The following is a 23,604-nucleotide window of genomic DNA, read 5'->3' as shown; positions in this document are numbered from 1 at the left end:
ATGCGAGTAGTCATAGCCGGCGGACACGGGCAGATCGCGTTGCTCCTCGAGCAGCTGCTGGCCACCCGTGGAGACGCGGCAACCGCACTGGTCCGCAACCCCGATCACTTCAGCGACGTGCAGGAAGCCGGAGCCGTTCCGGTGCTGTGCGATCTGGAGTCGGCCACAGTCGACTCGGTCGCCGCGTATTTGAACGGCGCGGACGCCGCGGTCTTCGCCGCAGGCGCAGGGGCAGGCTCAGGAGCCGCCCGCAAGGACACCGTGGACTTCGGGGCCGCCGCCCTGTTCGCCTCGGCTGCGGCCGAGGCGGGGGTGCGGCGGTTCCTCCAGGTGTCGACCGTCGGAATCGAGTCCGCCGACTCGCCTTCCGTGGATCCCGAGTTCGCGGTCTACCTGAAGGCCAAGCGCGCGGCGGAAGACGACCTGAAGCCGCGGGATCTCGATTGGACGATCCTGCGGCCGGGGCCGCTGGTGAACGACCCGCCCACCGGACTGGTCACGCTGGCCGCGCCCCGGCTGCCGCGTGCGTCCGTCACGAGGGCCGACGTGGCCGCCGTGCTGGCGGAGTTGCTCAACGCTCCCAACACGATCGGCAAGACGCTGGAACTGGTGAACGGCGAGACGCCGGTCGCCGACGCCGTTCGCGAGATCCTCTAGCCGAGCACCCGGTCCAGGTAGGGGTTCGTGAACGTCCTGCCTGGATCGACCTCGTCGCGCACCCGCAGGAAGTCGTCGAAGTGCGGGTACAGCGGCCGCAGCTGCTCGGCGGTCAGGTCGTGCATCTTGCCCCAGTGCGGACGTCCTCCGACGGACGCGGCGATGCTCGCGTAGGCGTCGAAGAAGGCCTTGTACTGCATGCCGAGCGCCTGGTGCATCGAGATGTAGGCGGTGTCGCGGCCGGACGCGGTGGACAGCCAGATGTCGTCGGCCTGCGCCACCCGCACCTCGCACGGCACGATCAGCGCGTCCCGGTCACCGAGCCTGTTCGCGACCGCGCGGAGCTCCGCGATGACGTCCATCAGCGTCTCGCGCGGGATCGAGAACTCGGTCTCCACGAACCGGACGCGCCGGGGCGTCACGAAGACGTTGTGCGAGTAGTCCGAATAGGACCGCTCCGAGATCAGCGAACCGCAGACCTCGTTCAGCTTCCTGGTGTAGCGCGGGAACGCCTTGGCCACCTTGCACACCGCGCCGAACGCGGCGTTCTCCATGACCTCGTACTCCCAGAGCTGACGTGCGCGCGACAGCGGCTCGGCCGGTTCCGGGATCCTGTTGTTGCGCTTGAGGATCACCCGGTCCGAGTGCGTGAACCAGTGGAACTCGACGTGGTCCTCGACCGCGCACAGGTCGTCGAACTGCTCCAGCACCGCGTCCAGCCGGCCCGGCGCTTCCGAGGCGTGCAAGACGAACGACGGCACGCACTGCAGCGTGATCGTGCTGATGATGCCCAACGCGCCGAGGCCGACGCGGGCGGCGTTGAAGAGGTCCGGGCGTTCCGAACGGGAGCACGTGACGACGGATCCGTCGGCCAGCACGAGCTCCAGTCCGGCGATGGCCGTGGCCAGCACGCCGAGCTTGGCGCCGGTGCCGTGGGTGGAGGTGGAGACGGCACCCGCGACGGTCTGGGCGTCGATGTCACCGAGGTTCGGCATGGCGAGACCGAGGCGGTGCAGGTCGGCGTTGAGAACGCGCAACGGCGTGCCGGAGCGGACGGTCACCAGGCCGGTCTCCGTGTCCGCGCGCACGATTCCCGTCCAGCGGTCGAGGTCGAGCGCCACTTCCGGCGCGACCGCGATGTCGTTGAACGAGTGACCGCTGCCCCGCGCGCGGACACGGCCTCCGGACACGACCGCCGCTGCGATCTCGTCCGTGCTCGACGGGTGGACCACGCGCGTAGGCGTGCACGAAGCCGTTCTAGCCCAGTTCGTCCACACGCGTTCCTCCACGAGAGAGTGTGACCTGCGAGTAACGTAAGTGAAAGCTCTTCACGTTTCAAGGGTTTACGACGTACCGTCAACGCATGCGCAGAACACGACTCGACGTCGCGACGAAGGATCTCGATCCTCCGTTCGCGATCGTCGATCTGGACGCCTTCGACTACAACGCGGCGGACCTCGCCCGTCGCGCTGCCGGTCATCCGATCCGGGTCGCGAGCAAGTCGATCCGTGTGCGCGACCTGGTGAGCCGGGCGCTCGAACGGCCCGGCTACCGGGGCGTGATGTGCTACTCGCTGGCCGAGGCGCTGTGGTTGTCCGAACAGAACGTCAGCGACGACCTGCTGGTGGCCTATCCGACCGCCGACCGCGCCTCGCTGCAGAAGCTCGCGGCGAACGAAATCGCACGTCAGCGCGTCACGATCATGGTCGACTCGATCGAGCACCTCGACTTTGTGGACGCCGCGATCGGCCCGCACTCGGACCTCCGCGTCTGCCTGGAGCTGGACGTCTCGTGGCGTCCGTTGCCCGGCGTGCACATCGGCCCTCGCCGCTCGCCGGTCCACACGCCGCAGCAGGCGAAGGTCCTGGCCGCCAAGATCAACCAGAGGCGGGGCTTCAAGCTCGTCGGCGTCATGGCGTACGAAGGCCAGATCGCGGGCCTCGGCGACAACCCGCCGGGGCAGCCGTTGCGCGCCATCGGCATCCGGCTCATCCAGTCCAAGTCCGGACCCGAGCTGATCGCCCGTCGCACCGCCGCGGTCACCGCGATCCGGCAGGTGGCCGACCTGGAGTTCGTCAACGGCGGTGGCACAGGCAGCCTCGAGCTGACCGGCACCGACCCGTCCGTCACGGAGCTCGCGGCAGGCTCCGGGCTCTTCGGTCCGACGCTCTTCGACGGCTACCAGGCGTTCAAGCCGGAACCCGCTGCGCTCTTCGCGCTGTCCGTGGTCCGCAAGCCGAACAAGCGCACGGCGACGCTCTTCGCCGGCGGCTACATCGCGTCCGGCACACCGACGCCCGACCGGCAGCCGTCGCCGTACCTGCCGGAGGGGTTGAAGACGCTCGGCCTCGAAGGCGCGGGTGAGGTGCAGACACCGGTCACCGGCAAGGCCGCGGAGCAGCTGAAGATCGGTGACCGCGTCTGGATGCGGCACGCCAAGGCCGGTGAGCTGTTCGAGCGGTTCGACGAGGTGCATCTCCTGCACGGTGACCGCATCGAGCGCACCGTGCCGACGTACCGCGGCGAGCGGCACAACTTCGGCTAGGCGGGCAACCGCGACGACAGGTAACCCCTGACCAGTGCCCTCGCTTCGGTCAGGATCGCCTGGTCGCCCGTCGGGGCGTTGCGGAACGCCATCTTCATCACGGCGTCGGCCGCCTCCACGGCGATCGCGATCGGCAGCTGGACCTCGCTCATCGGAATTCCGAAGTTGACGGAGATGAGCTCGGAGATCTTGTCGGAGATGACCGCGTTGTTGTCGCGGCGGTCGTCCAGCAGCCGCATGTCCACGACGTCACCGAAGTGCAGCCTCCCGAACGCGGGGATCTCGCGGTGCATCGTCACGTAGACGTCGAACACCGTGTCCACGGCGTCCCACCAGTGCTCCAGCGTCGCCTGCTCGAGCCGTTCGGTGATGCCCTGGGAGAACCTGTCGACGTTGCGCAGGGTCAGCGCCTGCACGACGGCTCTCTTGTCCGGGAAGAACTGGTACAGCGAGCCGACCGCGACACCCGCTCTCTCCGCGATCAACGTCGTTGTGACGCCGTCGTAGCCCACCTCGTCGATGAGGGTCGCGCAGGCCTCGAGCATTCGCTCTACTCTCTTGGCGCTGCGCTGCTGGACCGGCTGACGGCGAAGCGGGGTGGTGCTCGTCACGGCGACTCCCAGTAGTTCGGGTACATCCATCTTGCCTGTTGTACGGCCTTCTCACTTCCCTGAGCCTGTCAACACGCCTACGATCCGAACAAGTTTCACATTTGGAGGATCGATGAGCGACTTCCTTTGGGGAGTGTCCACGTCCGCGTTCCAGATCGAGGGCGCGTTCGGCGCCGGCGGCCGGGGTCCCTCCGTGTGGGACGAGTTCACTCCGGTACACGAGAACCAGAACGCCAGCGTTGCTTGCGATCATTACCACCGCTGGCGCGAAGACGTTGCGCTCATGACGCAGCTCGGCGTGAACGCGTACCGGTTCTCCGTCGCGTGGCCGCGCATCCAGCCCTCCGGCAAGGGGCCTGTCAACGCCGAGGGCCTCGACTTCTACGACCGCCTGGTCGACGCGCTCGTCGATGTCGGCATCGCGCCGGTCGCCACGCTGTACCACTGGGACACCCCGCTGGAGCTCGAAGCCGAGGGCGGGTGGCTGGGCCGCGACATCGCCGACCGGTTCGCCGACTACACCGCGCTGGTCGCGGACCGTCTCGCCGACCGGGTGCAGATGTGGATCCCGATCAACGAGCCCGCGATGGTGACGTTGCAGGGCTACGCGATCGGTGAGCACGCGCCGGGCAAGACGTTGCTCTTCGACGCGTTGCCGACTGCCCACCACCTGAACTTGGCTCACGGTCGTGCGGTCGAGGTGCTCCGGTCGTTCAACGCGCACCGGGTCGGCACGGCGAACAACCACACGCCCGCCTGGCCGGCTACTCCGAACGACGTACCCGCTGCCGAGGCCTACAGCGAAATCCACAACTGGATGTACGCGGATCCCGTTCTGTCGGGCCGATATCCCGACGCAGTCGCCGATCTTCTGCCGATCGAGGACGGTGACCTGCAGACGATCCACCAGCCGCTCGACTTCTACGGCGTGAACTACTACAACCCGACGCGGCTGAAGATGCCGTCCGAGGGCAACCCGCTGCCGTTCGAGCTGGTGGAGATCGACGAGTACCCGCGCACCGGCTTCGGCTGGCCGGTCGTGCCGTCCGGGCTGACCGAGATGATCACCCAGCTCCGCGAACGGCACCCGGACCTGCCACCGGTGTACGTCACCGAGAGCGGCTGCAGCTTCCCGGACGAGATCGAGGACGCCGAGCGGATCGCTTATCTGGAGGGCCACCTCGAGGCCGCGCAGGCAGCGAACGTCAACGGGTACTTCGTGTGGTCCCTGCTCGACAACTTCGAGTGGGAGGCCGGCTATTCGCAGCGGTTCGGCCTGGTCCACGTCGACTACGAGACGCAGCGGCGCACGCCTCGCGACTCGTTCCACTGGTACAGAAGGGTGATCAGTGGTGAGTGAAACAGTGGCCGAACCGGTCGTCCCGGTTCGCAGGAGCTGGATGGCCTGGCTCTTCGTCGCGAACCTCGGCTTGTGGCTCGCGATCTACGCGCCGATCCAGATCCTCCTGCCACAGCAGGCCGAGCAGCTGGACAAGGCGAACAAAGTGTTCGTGTTCGGCGTGGTCACCGGTGTCGGCGCCTTTGTGTCGATGGTGGTGGTACCGCTCATCGGGTTCTTGTCCGACCGCACGACCTCGCGCTTCGGCCGCCGGCATCCGTGGACGCTGGGCGGTTCCGCCGTGGGGGCCGTCGGTCTCGGCGTTCTCGCCGAAGCGGACTCGGTCCACGTCATGACGATCGGCTGGTGCCTGGTGCAGGCCGGGATCGGCGGCATGCTCGCCGCGCTGATGTCGACCGTGCCCGACCGGGTGCCCGTCGTGCAGCGGGCGCAAGTCGGCGGGTTGATCGGTATCAGCCAGATGCTCGGCACGCTGGCGGGCGCGGTCGTGGTGACGGAGCTCGTCAGCGGTCTGCCGGCGGGCTACCTGGCGTGCGCGGTGATCGTCGTGGCCGGTGCGTTGTTCTTCGTGCTGAGGACACCGGACACGAAGTTGGTCGAGAAGCCGGTGCGGCTGACGCTCTGGATCTCACCGCGCGAGCACCCCGACTTCGCCTGGGCCTGGCTCGGACACTTCATGCTCAACGTGGGCAACGCGCTCGGCACGTTGTACCTCCTTTTCTTCCTCGGTGACGTGGTGCACCATCCGGCACCCGAGACAGGTCTGCTGGAGCTGATGGCGCTCTACGGCGTGGCACTCACCGCAGGAGCAGTGCTGTTCGGCGCACGAAGTGATCGTTCTGGGCGCCGCAAGCCGTACGTCTACCTCGCGTCGGCGGTCATGGCGCTGGCCGCCCTGTTGCTGGCGGTGTGGCCGACGTGGGAGGCCGTGCTGGTCGCCGCACCGTTGCTCGGCTTCGGCTTCGGCATTTACATGGCGGTCGCGATCGCGTTGCTCACGCAGGTGCTGCCGTCCGCGGCCGATCGGGCGAAAGACCTCGGCGTCGTGAACGTTGCCAACGCGTTGCCGCAGGTCGTGGCCCCCTTGCTGGCTGCCTTGATCTTGGCCAACCTTGGTGGCTACCGCGGTCTGTTCGCGGCGTCGGCGCTGGCGACCGTGCTGGCGGCGGTGTTGATGAGTCGAGTGCGATCGGTGGTCTGATGCAGCTGGCGGGCAAGAGGGTTCTGGTCACGGGAGCGTCCCAGGGGATCGGCGCCGAGGCCGCGTTCCGGTTCGCGGCACACGGCGCGCACGTCCACCTTGTGGCTCGGAGCGCCGAACTGCTCGATCTACAGGTCAAACGGATCATCGAGTTCGGTGGCTCGGCGTCCGCTCACGTGGCCGATCTGGCGGACGCCGCGCAGATCCGTGCGCTCGCCGAGGAGGTCGAGACGCCCGATGTGCTGGTCAACAACGCCGGCGTGGGGCGTTGGTTGTTCCTCGACGACACGTCGGCCGACGAACTGCAGACGATGACCGCCGTGCCGTACCTGGCGGCGTTGTTGCTGACCAGGGAGTACTTGGGCGCCATGCGTGCCAGGAGCTCCGGCTGGATCGTCAACGTGAACTCGCCGGTGTCCCGCCTGCCGATTCCCGGCTGCGTCGGCTACCAGTCGTCGCGGTGGGCGTTGCGCGGACTGACCGCGTCACTGCGGCTCGACCTGCGCGGAACCGGCGTCGGAGTCAGCGAAGTGGTGCCGGGAAAGGTCTCCAGCGAGTACTTCAACAACAACCCCGGTGCGGAGGAACGGATCCCGGCGATCGCGCGGTTGATCCCGACCGTGACGCCCCAGCGGTGCGCGAAGGCGATCGTCGACGCGGTCGAGAAGGAACGTGCCGAGCACCTGTTCCCGTGGCAGCTCAAGGCGTTCGAGCTCTCCGGCCGGCTCTTCCCCGGCCTGACCTCGTATCTGACCTGGAAGACCGGCACCCACCGCTAGAAGCGATGAAACGGCCCTTGCCTGCGCGGGAGGTGCAGACAAGGGCCGTGGCTGGTGACCGCGGACCGGTGCCGGTCGGGGAGGGAAGGTGCACGTCACCGGCCCGCGGGAATCTGTGGAGTTGTTGAGCTGACCGGGGTCCGCGATGTCGCGGTCGGGGGTTCGCGCATCGCGGACCACCGGTCAGTAGGCCGTTTGCAGACCTGGTCGTGTCGGGGGGACGCCAGGTCAGTCGCAAAGGCCCGTTAGTGGGCTCGAGCCACCGCGCGGCGGGTCCTGGTGACAGGAGGGGTCACCGGAGCCTCGCGCAGGTGGCGAGCCGGGCGCGGGGCGAGTCCGCCCGCAACCAGGTGTTCGTACGCGGCGCGCCACACCGAGCAAGGTGACTTCTGCTGGCGCCAACGGCCGGAGCACTCAGGGCAGTTGCCCTTCTCGTCCGGCTCATGCGCTGCCAGCAGAGCACGCCATCCCTCGGTCAGCCGAGGGAGCTCGGATCGAGCCACCGACAGCAGGGACGGGGCGTCCGCGCGGCTCGCCAGCTCCGTGAGCAGGTCGAGGCGTTCCCACACAGCGTTGCGAAGAACCTGTCCGAGGATCGCGTCCATCGAAACGTCACCGTCACCTTTCCGCCTGGTCGGCGGCTTCGCGTAGCGCAGCCCTGAGCTGTACGAGCTGGTCGTGGGACAAGATTGCCGTCTCACCGGGAGGTCCGACCAGAACCACTTGGCCCTGAACGACCTTCACGGTGAGCTGGCGGTCCCGGTCGACCACGTCGCCGCAGCTGATCTGCCACGTCCGACGCTGCCCGGTCGTGCCGCGCCATGTGGATTCGGTGTCACCCGTCTCCACAATGGAGGTGGAGCTTGGGGAGGAGCTGTCCACGATCGGTCGTTCCTCTCCGTGCTCACTCGCTTACCGGAATCTAGATTGCGATGATTCATGCCGGAACGGGACGTCACAGCGCTGACCGGTGGAAGTCTTACGGTGAGCGGTAAGCGGTGTTCGGTAGGGCCGATCAGCCTCGCCGAAGAGGACTTCTCGGGCTCGGGGACCTGCCCCTAGTCTGCCGATGACGCCCAACGGACTGTGAGGGTGCGCGATGAACACCATGGGTTCCCAGGGCTCTCCGATTCCCGCCGACGTGTGGGATCAGCAGGAGATGCGGGACGCACTTGCCCGACGAGAGATCAGCTCGGTCTACCGGCTGCTCCGACGGCACGGCGTGTCCCAGCGCCAGATCGCGGCGCTCACTGGTCAGTCGCAGTCCGAGGTCTCGGAGATCCTCAAGGGACGCCAGGTGATGGCATATGACGTCCTCACCAGGATCGCCGTCGGCCTGGGTGTCCCACGTGGATACATGGGTCTCGCCTATGACGAGACAACGGCAGTGAGGGTGGCCGCAACCGCGGACTCACCCCATCCTGAGGAGGACGAGTCGGTGAAGCGTCGGAAGTTCCTCGCGCACGCCGCCGCCGTGACAGTCGGCGCGGCCGTGTTCGGAGCGGACTCCGGGTCGTGGGTTTCACACCCCACACAGACTCCGGCTCCGGGACGCATCGGCATGACCGATGTGCGCCAGGTCGAAGCGGCGACGCGAGCCCTGCGTGCCCTCGACTACCAGTACGGCGGGGGATCCTGCCGCGACGCCGTGGTCGCCCAGCTGTCCTGGGGACAGCAGATGCTCGGTGCGAGTTCCACTGATGTCGTTCGCCAGCGCCTCTACGTCGCGCTGGCCGACCTGCACAACCTCGCCGGCTGGACGTCGTTCGACACGGGCCTGATGGACTCGGCCCGCAACCACTTCGGCCAGGCCCTCGACCTCGCCAAGCAGGGCGAGAACGAGGCGCTGATGGCGAACATCCTGTACCGCATGGGCCGCGTCTACCTGCACCAGAACGCCCCGGACGACGCGCTGAAGGTGTTCCAGCTGGGTCAGCTGGCCGCGCAGAACTCCGGTTCCGAACTGGCGGTCGGCATCCTGTGCGCGAACGAGGCCTGGGCCTACGCGAAGATGGGTTCCGACGAGCAGGCGTTGAAGCTGCTCGGCCGCGCGCGTGACGAGTTCTCGCGCGCCAACGTCGCCGAAGCCCCTGCCTGGGCCAAGTTCTTCAACGAGATCGACCTCTCGTCCATGATCGGCACGGTGCACACGGAGCTGGCACAGACGGTGGACGCCAAGTACACGAGGACGGCCATCCCCGCGCTGTCCAAGGCGATCAACAACTTCGGTGACGAGTACGCGCGCAGCCGCTCGTTCAACCTGACCTCGATGGCCATCAACCACCTGCTCGAGGGCGACATCGACCACGGCGCCAAGATCGGCCGCCAGGCCGTCGACCTGTCGGAAAGCCTCAAGTCGGTGCGTACCAAGCAGCGCATGGAGCCGCTGCGCCAGGAAGCCGAGAAGCGCCGCAACAACCCCGAGGCCCGCGAGCTGGCAGACCGCGTCGCCCGCTTCACCGGAGCCGACACGGCCGCCTGAACCAATCTCGTTTGGGTCCTATAGCACCACTTCTGGATGGTGTGGGACACGAACCGGTAACGCCAGGGCCTTCTCCCACGAATGCAGCATCGACGGGCGAGAAATCCACGCCTAGTGTGCGGCAGGTCGGGGCGAAGGACGAGGTGCGGCGCGTGAGCCTTACTCGGAGGTGGCGTTCCAAGAGAGCGCTGCGATCCGCGCAGTTGCTCGATGAGGTGGTCGACACCCAGTTGCCGCTGCTGGCGGCGTTCGACGAGGAGCGGCGCCGGCGTTCTGCCGACTACCTGGCGGAGCTCGTCGCACTGGCGCAGGACTACCGCTACTACGCCAACGGCTGGATCGACAGCCGCGAGCTGGACCGCCGCGGTCAGCGGACGATGAACCGGCTGGCGCGCATGCGTGAAGAATCTTCGGCTCGACTGATCACCGATTAGTCCGTTCGCGCGCAGCTCGTCGTGTCGATCAGACCACTCACCGAGTGCGTGGATGTTTCACGTTGAACAATCGCCCGTCCCTCACCGGGGCACGGTTCCGGCGTCGTCGAACAGGCCGCCGGTCGGACCGTCGTCGGGCAGGGTGGGCAGGCGCCGTTGATCCTCATGTGCGGAAGTTCCTTGGCGTACTGGACGGTGAGCGCGTTCAGGAACGTCTTCGACGGCGTGTAGGCCCCGTTGACCTCGCCGAACTCCACCCCTGGCGTGGTCTGCAGCGTCAGTGAGGCGAGGTGGCTCGACTGGTTGACGATCCGCGGTCGTGCGGAGCGGGCCAGCAGAGGCAGCATCGCGTTGGTGACCCGGACGACGCCGGTCACGTTGGTCTCCAGCACCTCGCGCAGGCTTTCCGGCGTGGCGGCGGACGGCGCCGCGGGCCATGATCCGGCGATCGCCGCGTTGTTGACCAGCACGTCGAGGCGGCCGAACCGTTCCTCGAACAGCGCTGCTGCTGCCTTGATGCTCCCGTCGTCGGTCACGTCCAACGGCACGGCGAACGCATCGACGCTGTTCGCCCGCAGTTTCGCCGCCGCCTCCTCGCCACGCCGGGCGTCTCTCGCGCCGACTCCGACAGTCATCCCGAGCCCTGCCGCGATCTCGTACCCGATGCCCTTGTTCGCGCCGGTGACCAGCGCAATCGTCTGTTCGCTCATGCAGTTGATCGCGGGCTCTCCGGACCAACATCACTTCGGTCTGGCACCGATACCCGGCTGGTATCAGTACGGCGGTCCGGTGGAGACCCGAGAGCTCCGGTACTTCGTCGCGGTCGAGGAAGAACTGCACTTCGGCCGAGCTGCCGACCGTCTCGGCATCGCCCAGCCACCGTTGTCGCGGACGATCGCCCAGCTCGAACACCGGCTCGGCGTCGCGTTGCTGACCCGGACCAGCCGCAAGGTGTCGCTCACCGAGGCGGGCGCGGTGCTGCCGGCCGAGGGAAGGGCGATCCTCGGTGCGGTCGCCGCGGCGGAGAGGCGTACGCGGGGCGTCGACCGGCCTTCGCTGGTGTTGGCCGCCAAGGCAGGTGGTTCCAGCGAGCTGCCGGCGAAGCGGAGCAGGGCCGCACCTGGCAACCGCTGCTCGACGGCCGTGCGGACGTGGCGATCCTGCACGAGCCGTACGACTCGACCGCAGGCCTCGACGCCGAGGCCCTCCACACCGAGAGCCAGTTCGCGATCCTCGCGACCTCGCACCCACTGACCGGTGCGGCGCGGTTGCGGATGGCCGACGTCATCGACCTGCCGGAGCTCGCGCGCTGGCCGGAGCCCGACGGCACCTACCTGGAAGGCCCCGGCGTGGAGGTGCACAACCTGACGCAGCTGTTCCAGATGATCGCGCTCGGCCGTGCCGTCGCGGTCATGCCGGAGGTCGTCGCGGTGCCGGTCGTGGACGCGCAGAAGATGACGACTGTCATCGCGTGGCCGCCGCACAGCAGGTCGCGCGCTGTTGCCGATCTGGTCCGCGTGGCGACGGGGTTCAGCTCACCGGTGCACGGCTGAGCACCACAGCGAGCCCGAAGGCCACTCCCATGATCGTCACTTCCAGGATCGCCCACTGGACGATCGCGGTGACCTTGTGCTGCGAGATCCTCGGCAGCAATCGCCACCGGATGTGCGCGCCGAGCACCGCGATCGCCGCGGCACAGACCGCCTTGCCGATGAACAGCGACCCGTAGCCGGTCGTGAACATCGACTGCGGGAACGGCACGACCGGGTTGAGAATCAGCTCCAGCAGACCGTTGAACAGGCCGGTCACCGTCACCACGATCAGGCTCACGGTCGCGACCCTGGAGAACTTCGGCAGGGCGACCGCCAGCAGTCCCTTGCGGTAGGCGACCAGCGCCATCAACGCGCCGAGCCCGCCCGTCCACGCCGCTGCGCCCAGCACGTGCAGCTCCATGGAGACCATCGAGTAGTCGTGGTACTTCCAGTTGGAGGCGTGCCCGGTCACCGGGATCGGCAGCAGTCCGAACATCGAGATGAGAATTCGCAGCTCAGCGGGCACCGACTCGCCGCTGCGCACCGCCATCACGCCGACCAGCAGGTAGACGAACGCGCAGGCCGCGCTGAACAGCAGCCCCTTGCCCGCGCCGACGGTCGCGATGTAGTCGATGGCGTTGCCGATGCTGACGTCGCTGCCCGGCCGCAGTTCGGCGGCCTGCAGCACGATCGCGAGCAGTGCCGTGACCACCCAGACGGCGGCGGCGACGACCGCGGCCGGCCGAGCGAGGCGCAACACCGGTTCGGTGTGCGTCGGCCGGTCGAAGCCGAGCAGCTTCGGCAGGATCGACAGCCCGACGACGATCGTCGCCGAGACGTCGAGCAGCACCCGCGTCACCGGCAGTCCGTACCGGACCGCCGCCCCGGCGTCCACGACCCCGGCGACCACGGCGGGTGGTGCCAGCACGAGGCCGAGCGCGACGCCCGCGAGCGCGCCGAGGACGAGCCCGGTGAGCACGCGGTAGTGGGAGGGGGCGGCGGTCCGGACGTCGCTCATGCCTTGGTTCCTCCGCCGCGCAGGGCGAAGAACACGCCACCGCCGAGGAGCACCACGGCGCCGACGATCCACACCCAGATGGGCAGGCCGTCTCCCGAACCGCTGTCGGGCGTTGCGTTGGCGTCGACCTGGCGGGGCGTGCCGGTGCCGTCCTTGGTCAGCGTGAACGTCAGCTCACCGGACACCGGGTGGCCGTCCGCGGACAGGATGCGGTAGCCGATCTTGTACTGCCCGGCCTTGCCGAGCGCGTTGACCTTCGCGGAGACGGCGTTGTCCTTGATCGTCGGGTCACCCTCGACCTCGTAGTGCCCGCCGTTGGCGTCGACGACCGAGATCGTGTTGATGCCCTGGCCGCCCTGCACTTCCTGGTCGAACGTCAGCGTGACCGTCGACGGGCCGACCTCCAGCGAGGTCTTGTCCTTCGGATCACTGCTGATCAGCGAGTTGTGCGCCGCCGCAGGGGCGGCCGTGCCGAGCACGGCCGCACCAGCGATCAGGCACGCGATGAGCGCCCGCTTCATGCGTTGCGCCGCGAACGCAGGATGGCGCCGACGCCGAAGCCGAGGCCCAGCGCGCCGACGGCCAGACCGGCGCCACCGAGGTAGCGGGCGGTCTTGTCGGAACCGACCGACGCCTCGTGGGTGTCGGCACTGCTGTTGGCGGCGGGCGTCGTGCCGTGACCGCCGTGGCCGTCTTCGCCTGCCTTCTTCGGGGCGAGCTTCAGCGCGGGCGCCGGGTGCTCCGGCTCCTTGCCGTCGGCACCGGTCGACTGGGCCCAGTCGACGACCTCGCCGTTCTCGTAGGTCTGCTTCGCCGGCAGCTCCAGCTTGTCCTTCTCCGGCAGGGTGCCGAGCGAGACGAAGAACTCCTGGTACTCGTTGATCCCGATCTTCACGCCGGGCTCGGCGGTCCAGGTGATCGTCTTGTACGCCTCGGTGACCTCCTTGCCGCCGGCCGTCACGGGCTTGTCGAGCTTGCCCTTGACGACCTCGGACTTCCAGCCGGCCAGCGGCTTGGTGCGCACCGAGGTGAGCGGGGTGTCCTGCGGCAGCGTGATCTCGAGCTTGATCGTGCCGGCGTTGTCCCGCTCGTTCGGGACGCGGAACGCGAACGTCGCGCGGCCGCCCTGCGTGAACTCCGAGGGCTGGGCGCTGACGTGCGCCGATGCGATGGTCGGGGTGCCGAGGACTGCGAGTCCGGCCACACCGAGAACGGCGAGCGCGCGCACGCCAAAGCGATTTGTCGACATGAAGTTGTGGCTCCTGATTGCCAAAGGGATTGAGGGATTGGGTGATCAGGAACCACAGGGCGGGCCGCGCCGCCCGTGTGCACGCGTGTACAGCGCTGTGTGCTGCTGCTGCGTGTACGGCGTGCTCGTGAACGTCCGCACCGGCTTGGTGACCGGAACCGGCGTGAGCCTGCGGGGGATCAGGCGTGTGACCGCTGAGAACAGCCTGAACAGGGCGTTCTCCGCGTGGAACAGGAGCAGACCGGTGAGCGTCGCGGCGACGAGGTGCGCTACGAACATCTGCCCGGTGAGCGTGTCGTTGTGCTCGTGGTTGACCCAGGTCAGCAGCAGGTGCTGCGCGAGCTGGGCCGTGCCGAGCCCGGCGATGACCGAGAGCCTCCCGGTGCGCTTGTCGGCGAGGCTGGCCGCGGCGAACGCGATCAGCACGACGAGCGGCAACGCGTGGATGAACTCCGACAGCTCTCCGCCGCCCAGTCCGTGCGCGGCGATCGTGAGCGCGGATGAGGTCAGCGCAAGTGCAGCACCACGCAGGGTGCGCAACTCACTCGACCGTGTGCTCACGGCCGTGAGAGTAATCGGAGGAGTTTGCCGCGGTCCATGAGCGGGTAATTGGGACCGCATGCACAACCAATGCGACCAGCCGGGCCGTACCGACAAGGTCGTGTTCGGCGTTGCCGCTGGTCTGACGCTTGCGTTCGTGGCTTGGGGAATCGTCGGCACGGCCAGTCTGGCGTCCTTCTCCAAGTCGGCACTCGGCTGGATCATCCAGCATCTGGGCTGGGCTTTTGTGATCTCGGCCTCCGGATTCGTGGTCTTCGCCCTGTGGCTCGCGTTCAGCCGTTACGGCAAGATCCCGCTCGGCCGTGATGACGAGAAACCCGAGTTCAAGACGGTCTCGTGGGTCGCGATGATGTTCAGCGCCGGCATGGGCATCGGCCTGATGTTCTACGGCGTCAACGAGCCGCTGACCCACTTCGTGAAGCCACCGCCCGGCACCGACGGTGACCCGCTGGAAACCGCGATGGCCACCACGCTCTTCCACTGGACGCTGCATCCGTGGGCGATCTACGCCGTGGTCGGCATCGCGATCGCGTACGGCAGCTTCCGCCGCGGCCGGTCTTCGCTGATCAGCGCCGCGTTCGCGCCGTTGCTCGGGCGTCGGGCGGCCAGCGGCTGGGGTCGCGCGATCGACGTGATGGCGATCTTCGCGACGTTGTTCGGCTCGGCTGCTTCGCTGGGACTGGGTGCGCTGCAGATCGGCAGCGGTCTGGAGGCCGCCGGCTGGGCCGGCAACGTCGGCAAGGGTGTGCTGGTCGCGATCATCGCGGTGCTGACCACTGCGTTCGTCGCGTCCGCCGTCTCGGGTGTCGCGAAGGGCATCCAGTGGCTGTCGAACATCAACATGGTGCTGGCGGTGACGCTGGCGCTGTTCCTGTTCGTGGTCGGGCCGACCGTGTTCATCCTGAACCTGCTGCCGACCGCCCTGGGCGACTACTTCCGGGAGCTTGCCACGATGGCGGGTCGTACCGCTGCCTCCGGTGGCGACGCGACCGAGACCTGGCTGTCCGGGTGGACGATCTTCTACTGGGCGTGGTGGATCTCGTGGACGCCGTTCGTCGGCATGTTCATCGCGCGGATCTCGCGTGGCCGCACGATCAAGCAGTTCGTGGCAGGCGTGATCCTGGTGCCGTCCGCGGTGTCGCTGGTGTGGTTCGCGATCCTGGGCGGGACGGCGATCTTCGAGCAGCGGTCCGGAGTCGACCTGGCCGGCCAGACCACGCCGGAGTCGCAGCTCTTCGCGCTGCTCGGCCAGTTCCCGCTGGCGACGATCGCCGGCGTCGTCGTCATGATCCTGGTGGCGATCTTCTTCGTGTCCGGTGCGGACGCCGCCTCGATCGTGATGGGAACGCTCTCCCAGGAAGGCACGATCCGGCCGACGAAGCCGGTGGTGATCTTCTGGGGTGTGCTGACCGGTGCCGTCGCCGCAGTGATGTTGCTCGTCGGCGGCTCGAACGCGCTGACAGGCCTGCAGAACCTGACGATCATCGCGGCGTTGCCGTTCATGGTCGTGATGGTCGGGTTGTGCGTGTCGCTGGCGAAGGACCTGCGATCCGACCCGATGATCAGGCGCGAGGAACGGGTCGCCGAGGTGATGGAGGAGGTCACCGCGCACCTCGACCCCGGACAGGTGGTCGAGGAGGCGGCGGTCAGGGCCGTGGCCGAGGTGACGGGGAAGACCCCGGAAGTCACCGCACGTCCAGGCGCCTGAGCAGTTCCTGCTCCAACACGTCCAGATCGGTTCCGACGGCCCGGTGCGCGGCTTTGCGCCGGGCCGTCGGCATGCGTTCGGAAGCACGCACGGCGGCCAGCAATTGGGCGAGGCGTGCCTCTGTCTTCGAAACCCAGGCGGAGTCGGAAGCGCGCAAAGACTCCAGGGAGTCCGAAAAGCCCACAATTCGCGCGTGCAGACGGGCGCCGTAGCCGGAGTACTTGCCGATGTCGGCGACGTCGATGCCGAGGCGGCGGGCGCGATAGCGGTCGTACTGCTCGCTCAGCATCCCAGCACCGCGGGCGATCACCGGAGCGAGGACCGGAATGAGTGCCGGGGCGATCACTTTTGCCACTCCGACCAGGTTCTTGGCCCTCTTGGGCGTGATCAGATGCCCGGTTTTGCGCGCCATTCGGGTACACCTCCTCCGTCAGATGAAACTTACTGCCCAGGTTGCTGACACATCAGGAGGACGCGCGACATACGCTGCATCAGTGACTTCCCAGGTGCAGCTAGACGCCGGCGTGGTCACTCGTTGTCGGCGGCGGGTGCACCTCGAAAACGATCCGGAGATGCGCGACGCTCCCAAGGCGGCGCCGGATCCGGCTTCGGAACAACGGAAAGCGGACGCGACGAACCATCGTCGCGCGGTGGCGGACGCGCTCGGGCGGATCGTCGGCTCGGACTTCTTCGAGGTGCCGAACGGACCCGACGTGCGCAGCGCGGACCGGGAACGGGTCACGCTCGCCGCGATGGAGATGGGGGCGCCCTACATCTGGGGTGCCGCACTGCCGCGTGATCCGCGTGGCGGGCGTCGCGGTGGCATCGACCTGCTGGTCAAGGACTCCACCGGGTACGTGCCGGTGCTCGTGGTGCGGCACAAGATCACCGATCCCGGTCAGGGCGCGCGCACCAGTCCGCTGACCATGCCGTTGCCCGGTGGCAGCCGCACGGACCCGCACCGCAAGGTCCGGCCCCAGCCGCGTGACCAGCTCAGGCTCGCCCACGCCCAGCGGCAGCTGCAGGCCGCCGGGTACGCGGCCCACGGGCGGGCGACCGGTGGCGTGATCGGCATGGACGCGGACGTCGTGCTGTGGCACGACCTGGAGGCGCCCACGTGGCCCGGTGGCCGCACGGCCCTGGCCGAGTACGACGCGCGGTTCTCCGATCGTCTGGCCGTGGCGCTGGCGGCGGTGAACCAGAAGGACCCGCTCGCCAGGCCGTCGCGGATCGTCGACTGCAAGACGTGCCCGTGGTGGCCGACGTGCGACAACGATCTCAAGCAGGACCGGGACGTCAGTCTCGTCGTGCGCGGTGAGGACGCGGTCGCGTTGCGGAAGGCCGGCCTGTCCACTGTGGACAAGCTGGCCGAGCTGGACCCGCTGGCAGAAGGGCCGCTGCAGCTCGTGGGCATGCCGTTCGGGGACGCGGTCGTGCTGGCGCGGGCGTGGCTACGGGATCTGACCCTGGTGCGGCGGGTGCCCGAGATGAGGGTGCCCCGCGCGGACGTCGAGGTCGACGTCGACATGGAGAGCTTCGGCGATCTCGGCGCGTACATGTGGGGCTGCCTGCTGTCCGGGAAGGACATCGACGAGGAGCAGGGTTACCGCGCGTTCGTCACGTGGGACGCGCTGCCGTGTGATGACGAGGCTCGGTCGTTCGCCGAGTTCTGGACGTGGCTCACGGGCATCAGGCTGCGGGCGAAAGCGCGTGGGCTGAGCTTCCGCGCCTACTGCTACAACGAGCTCGCGGAGAACCGCTGGCTGCTCGCGTCGGCCGAGCGGTTCGCGGGCAAGCCGGGCATTCCGACCGTCGCGCAGGTCAAGGAGTTCATCGGGTCGGACTCGTGGGTGGACCTGTTCGGGATCGTCCGCGAGCAGTTCCTGTGCGCGCACGGCAAGGGTCTGAAGATCATCGCGCCGGTCGCGGGCTTCCAGTGGCGTGATCCGGAGGCCGGTGGCGAGAACTCCATGCGCTGGTACCGGGCGGCGGTGGGGATGAACGGCGACGCGCTCGACACCGAGCAGCGGCGGCGGTTGCTGGAGTACAACGAGGACGACGTCCGGGCCACCCACCGCTTGCGCGAGTGGATGACCTCGGACGCCATGTCGAACCTGCCGTACGCGGGCGACCTCTAGTGCGATCGCCGCGCTAGCGAGGAGCCATCCGGAGAGCGCCGTCCATGCGGACGACCTCGCCGTTCAGGTAGTCGTGCTCCACCAGCGAGATCGCGAGTTGCGCGTACTCGGACGGCTGGGCCAGGCGCTTCGGGAACGGCACACCGGCGGCCAGGCCCGCGCGGAACTCGTCGGAGACCGTGGCGAGCATCGGGGTGTCGACGATGCCGGGCGCGATGGTCAGCACGCGGATGCCGACGCTCGACAGGTCGCGGGCGGCAGGGAGGGTCATGCCGACGACACCGCCCTTGGACGAGGCGTAGGCGACCTGGCCGATCTGGCCGTCGAACGCGGCGATCGAGGCGGTGTTGATGATGACGCCGCGGGCGCCGTGCTCCAGCTCCTCGGTCTTGCCCATCGCGGCGGCGGCCAGGCGCAGCACGTTGAAGGTGCCGATCAGGTTGACCTCGATGACCTTCCGGTAGAGGTCGAGGTCGTGCGGGCCGGTCTTGCCGACGGTGCGGGACGACGGGCCGATGCCCGCGCAGTTCACCGTGATGCGCAGCGGGGCCCCGGAGCCTGCCGCGGTGTCGACGGCGGCCTGGACCTCTTCACCGGAGGTCACGTCGGCGGCCAGGTAGGTGACGTTCTCGACGACGTCGGCCTTCTCGATCGCGCTGGGCAGGTCGAGCGCGAACACCTGCGCTCCACGCGCCGCCAGCGCACGTGCGGTCGCGCCGCCGAGACCGGACGCGCCACCGGTGACGATGGCCGCGGTACCCGAGATCTCCATGCCTTCATCCTCCTCGAAGCGAACTGCTCGCGAGGAGGTTAACGCTCGTTACCTGAACATCAACGGTCGGACCAGTGGAGCAGCGCCACGAGCGGCACCGCCGCCAGCAGCGCGAGGCCGATGAAGATCGTCGCGATCGTCAGAATTCCCATGCCCTGAACTGTGCCGTTCGAAGGTGTTCGAAACATCGGCCGCGCCGGTAGACCTCTGGTAGGAGATCTGTCACGGTCAGCTACAACGAAAGTCGTACGGAGTTCGTTCGGCGGACAACTGGGCCTGTCAGGGTCAATCTCATGTTCGCGCGTCGTATCGCCGTCGTCGGCACCGGCTACGTCGGGTTGACCACCGGGGCCTGCCTCGCCTCTCTCGGTCACCGTGTGGTGTGCGCGGACGTCGACTCGCTCAAGGTGGCCCGGCTGCGTGCCGGCCAGGTCGACATCCTCGAACCCGGGCTCGCCGAGCTCGTCGCCGAGGGACAGGCCGCCGGTCGGCTGGCGTTCGTCGTCGGGGCCGCTGCCGCGGTCGCTGATGCCGAGGTCGTGTTCTTCTGCCTGCCGACGCCGATGGGTGCGGGCGGCGCGGCCGACCTGAGCGCGGTGGATTCGGTGGCCGCGGAGATCTCCGAGGTGCTGCCGTACGGGGCCGTCATCGTCACCAAGTCGACGGTGCCGGTGGGCACATCTGGGCGGGTGCGCGCGCTCCTCGCTCGTGAGGACGTCGCTGTGGTGTCGAACCCGGAGTTCCTGCGTGAGGGAACCGCCGTGCGCGACTTCCTGCACCCGGACCGGATCGTGGTCGGCTCGGACTCGCCGTCTGCCGCTGAGCGGGTGGCCGCCTTGTTCGCGAAGCTCGGTGCGCCGACCGTGCTGATGGACGCGGCCAGCGCCGAGATGGTCAAGTACGCCGCGAACTGCTTCCTCGCGATGAAGCTCTCGTACGTCAACGCGGTCGCTGAGCTGTGCGAACTGCTGGGCGCCGACATCGAGTCGGTGTCCGAGGGCATGGGCTACGACAAGCGGATCGGGCAGTCGTTTTTGCGGCCGGGGCCGGGCTGGGGCGGTTCGTGCCTGCCGAAGGACACGCACGCGATGGTGCAGATCGCCGAGGCGGTCGGAGTCGACTTCGGGCTGATCCGGTCGACGATCGAGGCCAACGTCCGGGCGCAGCTGCGTGTCGTGGACAAGGTTCGTGATGCTTGCGGCGGTTCGCTGGCAGGGGCCCGGATCGGCGTGCTCGGGCTCGCGTTCAAGGCCGGCACGAACGACCTGCGCGACTCGCCGGCGCTGGCCGTCGCGGAGCAGCTGGTGCTGGACGGCGCCGACCTGACCGCGTTCGACCCCGAGGTGACCGGGCCGGTGGCCGGGATGTTGCTGGTCGACGACCCGTACCAGGCGGTCAAGGGTGCCGAGGCCGTGGTGCTGCTGACCGACTGGCCGGTGTTCCGGACTTTGGACTGGGTGCGCGTCGCCGAACTGATGGACGGCCACGTCGTCGTCGACGCTCGCAACCATCTCGATGCCGATGCGTTGGGACGCGCCGGACTACTTCATTCGGGTGTGGGTCGTGCATCACCCGGAGTCACGCAATTTAGTTAGCCTCGCGTACCTTTATGGGGTGTTCACCACGCGCCCCGAACTCGTCGGCACCTTCGGCATGGTCGGCTCGACCCACTGGCTCGCCTCGTCGGCAGCTATGGCTGTACTGGAGGATGGCGGCAACGCGTTCGACGCCGCTGCCACCGCCGGATTCGTTCTTCAGGTCGTAGAACCGCACCTCAACGGCCCCGGTGGCGAGGTTCCGATCATCTTCGCGGCGGCCGGATCCGCTCCGCGCGTGCTGTGCGGGCAGGGGGTGGCACCGGCGGGTGCGTCGATCGAGCACTACACGTCGCTGGGGCTCGACCTCGTTCCTGGCAGCGGGTTGCTCGCCGCCACCGTGCCGGGCGCATGGGATGGCTGGCTCACTCTTCTGCGTGACTACGGCACCAAGTCGTTGCGCGACGTGTTGGACAAGGCGATCGGCTACGCCCGTGACGGCTTCCCGCTCGTGGCCCGCGTCGTCGACACCATCGAGATGGTCTCCGACCTGTTCCGCGACCACTGGCCGACCTCGGCCGCGCAGTGGATGCCCGGCGGTTCTCTGCCGGTGCGCGGCGGCCGTTTCCGCAATCCGAAGCTCGCCGACACGTGGGAGTGGCTGCTCGCCGCCGGCGAGGCCGCGGGCTCTGACCGCGAGGCGCAGATCGAGGCCGCGCGACGGGCCTGGTCGCAGGGTTTCGTCGCCGCGCAGGTCGACGAGTTCTGCCGTTCGGCCTTCCGCGACGACTCGGGTCGCGACCACGCCGGTGTGCTGACCGGTGCCGACATGGCGTCGTGGGAAGCGTCGTACGAGGACGCTCTCACTGTCGACTTCGGTCAGTGGTCGCTCGTGAAGGCCGGCGCGTGGACGCAGGGACCCGTTCTGGCGCAGCAGCTCCGGCTGCTGGAGGGCTACGACCTGTCCTATGTGGATGGCAGGCCCACCGCTGAGACAGTGCATCTCGCCGTGGAGGCCGCCAAGCTCGCCTTCGCCGATCGCGAGGCCTGGTACGGCGACGTCGACGACGTTCCGCTCGAGACCTTGCTGTCGCGCTCCTACGCCTCCGAAAGGCGTGCGCTGATCGGGGACTCGGCTTCGTTCGAGCTTCGTCCTGGTTCGCCCGACGGCCGGGAACCGTTGCTGCCCAAGCACATCATCAGTGGCCCGTCGGTGCTGACCTCCGACCCGACCGGCGCGATCGGCGAACCGACCGTGGCCCGCTCCGGCGTGACGCGCGGCGACACCGTGCACGTCGACGTCGTGGACCGCTGGGGCAACATGGTGTCGGCGACCCCGTCCGGCGGCTGGCTGCAGTCTTCGCCGACGATCCCGTCACTCGGCTTCTGCCTGGGCAGCCGCGCCCAGATGTTCTGGCTGGACAAGGATCTGCCGAACTCGCTGGCCCCCGGCAAGCGCCCGCGGATCACGCTGTCGCCGTCGATGGCGTTGCGCGACGGCGAACCGGCCATGGCGTTCGGCACGCCCGGCGGTGACCAGCAGGACCAGTGGCAGCTCGGCTTCTGGCTGGCGCACATGGCGGGCCTGAACCTGCAGGAGGCGATCGACTCGCCGATGTGGCACTCGAACGCGTTTCCGAGCTCGTTCTACCCCCGCGCCTGGACCCCCGGCGAACTCGTCATCGAGTCACGCGCCGGCGCGGACGTCCTGGCAGCGTTGCAGAGCATGGGCCACCAGGTCGTGGACGCCGGCGAGTGGACCCTGGGCCGGATGTCGGCCGTGGCAAGGGATTCCGCGGACGGACTCCTGCGCGCCGGTGCGAATCCGCGCGGCACGCAGGGCTACGCGGTCGGTCGCTAGCCGCCGAAAAAGTGGAACGGCGCCCGATTCGAGGGGGAGGGAATCGGGCGCCGCCCCGGCCAGGAAGTACTGGTTGGATCAGATGTCGACGCCGGCGAGGGCGTTCACCGGGCCCTGCGGCTCGTTGAGACCGAGAAGCGTCGCGGCGGGAACGCCGTTGGCGCCCGCGTCCACGTTCTCCACGAGCGCGGTCACGTCCCAGTCCTGCGTGTTGATGGCCTGGATCTTGCCGGTCGCGTCCTCGGTGTTCACCGAGGCGAGGTCGCTCACGCTGGCAACGTCGCCCAGCTGGCCGCCGAGGTTGGGCTGGGTCTGCGCCTCGGCGTTGGCGATGTCGGCGTGTGCGGTGCCGCCCAGGCCGAGCATTACGGTGGCACTGCCGAGGGCAGCAGCTGCTCCTGTGATGGTCTTCCTGAGGTTCATGGGCGCGAAAGTGTCGCATCGGCCCCCTCTACATCAAGCTCCGTAACTCGGGAGGGGGAACTTCTTCATCCATTACGGGCACGCGGCAGCGCACCGACGAGGTGAAGTGGGATTGCGCTGAACGGCTCAGCCACGCGTATGTGCGACTTCGGGAATCGGGCGAAATCGGTCATCGCGCGCCCGATCGGGCAGCGTTCAGCGGCGCCATCAAGCGCGGCGACTTCGAAAACGATTGACCGAACTAGGCGATCGCGCCCGGTGGAAGTTTCAACTTGAATGGCAGCGTCGTGACGACGGCCAAATCCGAAGCGGTCGCCTTCATCAACGTGGGAGCGTTGCGAGCCCCTGGCTCCGGCAGGTCCAGCAGTCGGTCCACGGCCTCGCAGAGCGGGCCCTCGTAGATCCACACGGCCTGCGCGGGCCTGGCGGAGTCGCGAACCGCGGGCAGACGTCCCGCGCGCGCCTCGGTCTCGGACCAGAACAGGATGGAGTCGATGAACCCTCTGCGCTGCTTGAACGCCATGATGCGGTCGAGCTGGCCGGCGTCGTCCCTCAGGTGGAGGAACTGAAAGCCACTCTCGCGCAGCTCGATGACCTTGCTCAGTGCGTGGTCCATGGCGCACCTACCCCTGTGAGGTCCCCTTCGGGTGACCGTTCAGTCATACGACCCGAAAGGATCGTACGGTAAGTCAACGTTCGTCCGTAAGCCGTAGTCCGAATGAGTATCTCAATTGGTGG

General features: G+C 68.2%; 23 protein-coding genes and 2 pseudogenes. 12 read left to right on the top strand and 13 right to left on the bottom strand.

The window, feature by feature from the left end; translation table 11 throughout:
* Positions 1-657, top strand: a complete 657-nt coding sequence (locus C8D87_RS09265; protein ID WP_109630234.1) for an NAD(P)H-binding protein — start codon at positions 1-3, stop codon at positions 655-657.
* On the opposite strand, the gene C8D87_RS09260 is transcribed toward C8D87_RS09265, so the two are convergent.
* A complete protein-coding gene (locus C8D87_RS09260; protein WP_112226408.1) occupies positions 654-1,934 on the bottom strand; it encodes a D-arabinono-1,4-lactone oxidase in 1,281 nt (426 codons plus the stop codon). The genes C8D87_RS09265 and C8D87_RS09260 overlap by 4 nt on opposite strands.
* Before the next feature lie 86 nt (positions 1,935-2,020).
* Between C8D87_RS09260 and C8D87_RS09255 the strand changes: the two genes are divergently transcribed.
* A complete protein-coding gene (locus C8D87_RS09255) occupies positions 2,021-3,202 on the top strand; it encodes an amino acid deaminase/aldolase (RefSeq protein ID WP_112226407.1) in 1,182 nt (393 codons plus the stop codon).
* Here the strand turns inward: C8D87_RS09255 and C8D87_RS09250 are convergent.
* On the bottom strand, positions 3,199-3,843 hold the full coding sequence (locus C8D87_RS09250; protein WP_407656810.1) for a TetR family transcriptional regulator: 645 nt from the start codon (positions 3,841-3,843) through the stop codon (positions 3,199-3,201). The genes C8D87_RS09255 and C8D87_RS09250 overlap by 4 nt on opposite strands.
* 82 nt (positions 3,844-3,925) lie before the next feature.
* Here C8D87_RS09250 and C8D87_RS09245 point away from each other — a divergent pair, with 82 nt between their 5' ends.
* The 3 genes from C8D87_RS09245 to C8D87_RS09235 are packed head-to-tail and all read left to right on the top strand — an operon-like array spanning position 3,926 to position 7,153.
* Positions 3,926-5,173: a GH1 family beta-glucosidase gene (locus C8D87_RS09245; RefSeq protein WP_112226406.1), complete on the top strand. Its 1,248-nt coding sequence runs from the start codon at positions 3,926-3,928 to the stop codon at positions 5,171-5,173.
* A gap of 40 nt (positions 5,174-5,213) precedes the next feature.
* Positions 5,214-6,374: an MFS transporter gene (locus C8D87_RS09240; RefSeq protein ID WP_112226999.1), complete on the top strand. Its 1,161-nt coding sequence runs from the start codon at positions 5,214-5,216 to the stop codon at positions 6,372-6,374.
* A complete protein-coding gene (locus C8D87_RS09235) occupies positions 6,374-7,153 on the top strand; it encodes an SDR family NAD(P)-dependent oxidoreductase (protein ID WP_112226405.1) in 780 nt (259 codons plus the stop codon). The genes C8D87_RS09240 and C8D87_RS09235 overlap by 1 nt, the downstream gene beginning before the upstream one ends.
* A gap of 245 nt (positions 7,154-7,398) precedes the next feature.
* Here C8D87_RS09235 and C8D87_RS09230 read toward each other — a convergent pair whose 3' ends face one another.
* Both C8D87_RS09230 and C8D87_RS09225 read right to left on the bottom strand, forming a co-directional pair.
* Positions 7,399-7,758, bottom strand: coding sequence for a hypothetical protein (locus C8D87_RS09230; protein ID WP_035909125.1), 360 nt, complete (start codon positions 7,756-7,758; stop codon positions 7,399-7,401).
* A 13-nt stretch (positions 7,759-7,771) separates the two neighbouring features.
* Positions 7,772-8,035 (bottom strand): hypothetical protein, encoded by a 264-nt coding sequence (locus tag C8D87_RS09225; RefSeq protein WP_407656811.1) that lies wholly within the window; start codon positions 8,033-8,035, stop codon positions 7,772-7,774.
* Positions 8,036-8,252: 217 nt separating this feature from the next.
* Between C8D87_RS09225 and C8D87_RS09220 the strand changes: the two genes are divergently transcribed.
* Together C8D87_RS09220 and C8D87_RS09215 are read left to right on the top strand one after the other, a co-directional pair.
* Entirely contained in the window at positions 8,253-9,635 is a 1,383-nt protein-coding gene (locus tag C8D87_RS09220) for a helix-turn-helix domain-containing protein (RefSeq protein WP_109630256.1), read from the top strand.
* 152 nt (positions 9,636-9,787) lie between these two features.
* Positions 9,788-10,069 (top strand): hypothetical protein, encoded by a 282-nt coding sequence (locus tag C8D87_RS09215; protein WP_109632983.1) that lies wholly within the window; start codon positions 9,788-9,790, stop codon positions 10,067-10,069.
* Positions 10,070-10,150: 81 nt separating this feature from the next.
* On the opposite strand, the pseudogene C8D87_RS09210 reads toward C8D87_RS09215, so the two are convergent.
* Positions 10,151-10,779: pseudogene (locus C8D87_RS09210) on the bottom strand (SDR family NAD(P)-dependent oxidoreductase).
* Positions 10,780-10,858: 79 nt separating this feature from the next.
* On the opposite strand from C8D87_RS09210, the pseudogene C8D87_RS49110 reads away from it, so the two are divergent.
* Positions 10,859-11,622: pseudogene (locus C8D87_RS49110) on the top strand (LysR family transcriptional regulator).
* Here the strand turns inward: C8D87_RS49110 and C8D87_RS09200 are convergent.
* Genes C8D87_RS09200 through C8D87_RS09185 form a run of 4 tightly spaced genes read right to left on the bottom strand, consistent with a single transcriptional unit; the run spans position 11,600 to position 14,429 of the window.
* A complete protein-coding gene (locus C8D87_RS09200; protein WP_112226403.1) occupies positions 11,600-12,619 on the bottom strand; it encodes a copper resistance D family protein in 1,020 nt (339 codons plus the stop codon). The pseudogene C8D87_RS49110 and the gene C8D87_RS09200 sit on opposite strands and share 23 nt — an antisense overlap.
* Positions 12,616-13,140: a copper resistance CopC family protein gene (locus C8D87_RS09195; protein ID WP_109630265.1), complete on the bottom strand. Its 525-nt coding sequence runs from the start codon at positions 13,138-13,140 to the stop codon at positions 12,616-12,618. Before C8D87_RS09195 ends, C8D87_RS09200 begins: the two co-directional genes overlap by 4 nt.
* Positions 13,137-13,868, bottom strand: coding sequence for a YcnI family copper-binding membrane protein (locus C8D87_RS09190; RefSeq protein WP_112226402.1), 732 nt, complete (start codon positions 13,866-13,868; stop codon positions 13,137-13,139). The genes C8D87_RS09195 and C8D87_RS09190 overlap by 4 nt, the downstream gene beginning before the upstream one ends.
* Before the next feature lie 45 nt (positions 13,869-13,913).
* Complete coding sequence (locus tag C8D87_RS09185) at positions 13,914-14,429, bottom strand: hypothetical protein (RefSeq protein ID WP_112226401.1); 516 nt, start codon at positions 14,427-14,429, stop codon at positions 13,914-13,916.
* A gap of 58 nt (positions 14,430-14,487) precedes the next feature.
* Here C8D87_RS09185 and C8D87_RS09180 point away from each other — a divergent pair, with 58 nt between their 5' ends.
* On the top strand, positions 14,488-16,137 hold the full coding sequence (locus tag C8D87_RS09180) for a BCCT family transporter (RefSeq protein ID WP_112226400.1): 1,650 nt from the start codon (positions 14,488-14,490) through the stop codon (positions 16,135-16,137).
* Here the strand turns inward: C8D87_RS09180 and C8D87_RS09175 are convergent.
* A complete protein-coding gene (locus C8D87_RS09175; RefSeq protein WP_112226399.1) occupies positions 16,115-16,549 on the bottom strand; it encodes a DUF6474 family protein in 435 nt (144 codons plus the stop codon). The genes C8D87_RS09180 and C8D87_RS09175 overlap by 23 nt on opposite strands.
* A gap of 82 nt (positions 16,550-16,631) precedes the next feature.
* Here C8D87_RS09175 and C8D87_RS09170 point away from each other — a divergent pair, with 82 nt between their 5' ends.
* Entirely contained in the window at positions 16,632-18,275 is a 1,644-nt protein-coding gene (locus tag C8D87_RS09170; protein ID WP_109630283.1) for a TM0106 family RecB-like putative nuclease, read from the top strand.
* 13 nt (positions 18,276-18,288) lie between these two features.
* Here the strand turns inward: C8D87_RS09170 and C8D87_RS09165 are convergent, their stop codons facing one another.
* Positions 18,289-19,047, bottom strand: coding sequence for an SDR family NAD(P)-dependent oxidoreductase (locus C8D87_RS09165; RefSeq protein WP_109630286.1), 759 nt, complete (start codon positions 19,045-19,047; stop codon positions 18,289-18,291).
* Positions 19,048-19,340: 293 nt separating this feature from the next.
* Between C8D87_RS09165 and C8D87_RS09160 the strand changes: the two genes are divergently transcribed.
* Both C8D87_RS09160 and C8D87_RS09155 read left to right on the top strand, forming a co-directional pair.
* Positions 19,341-20,642, top strand: coding sequence for a UDP-glucose dehydrogenase family protein (locus C8D87_RS09160; RefSeq protein ID WP_112226398.1), 1,302 nt, complete (start codon positions 19,341-19,343; stop codon positions 20,640-20,642).
* A gap of 19 nt (positions 20,643-20,661) precedes the next feature.
* A complete protein-coding gene (locus tag C8D87_RS09155; protein ID WP_112226397.1) occupies positions 20,662-22,443 on the top strand; it encodes a gamma-glutamyltransferase family protein in 1,782 nt (593 codons plus the stop codon).
* A 78-nt stretch (positions 22,444-22,521) separates the two neighbouring features.
* Here the strand turns inward: C8D87_RS09155 and C8D87_RS09150 are convergent, their stop codons facing one another.
* Both C8D87_RS09150 and C8D87_RS09145 read right to left on the bottom strand, forming a co-directional pair.
* Complete coding sequence (locus C8D87_RS09150; RefSeq protein WP_146771666.1) at positions 22,522-22,866, bottom strand: hypothetical protein; 345 nt, start codon at positions 22,864-22,866, stop codon at positions 22,522-22,524.
* A gap of 241 nt (positions 22,867-23,107) precedes the next feature.
* Entirely contained in the window at positions 23,108-23,482 is a 375-nt protein-coding gene (locus C8D87_RS09145) for a hypothetical protein (protein ID WP_045313056.1), read from the bottom strand.
* Positions 23,483-23,604 lie beyond the last annotated feature (122 nt).

This window comes from Lentzea atacamensis (genome assembly GCF_003269295.1).
Taxonomy (GTDB): domain Bacteria; phylum Actinomycetota; class Actinomycetes; order Mycobacteriales; family Pseudonocardiaceae; genus Lentzea; species Lentzea atacamensis.
This window is presented reverse-complemented; position numbering and strand designations above follow the sequence as displayed.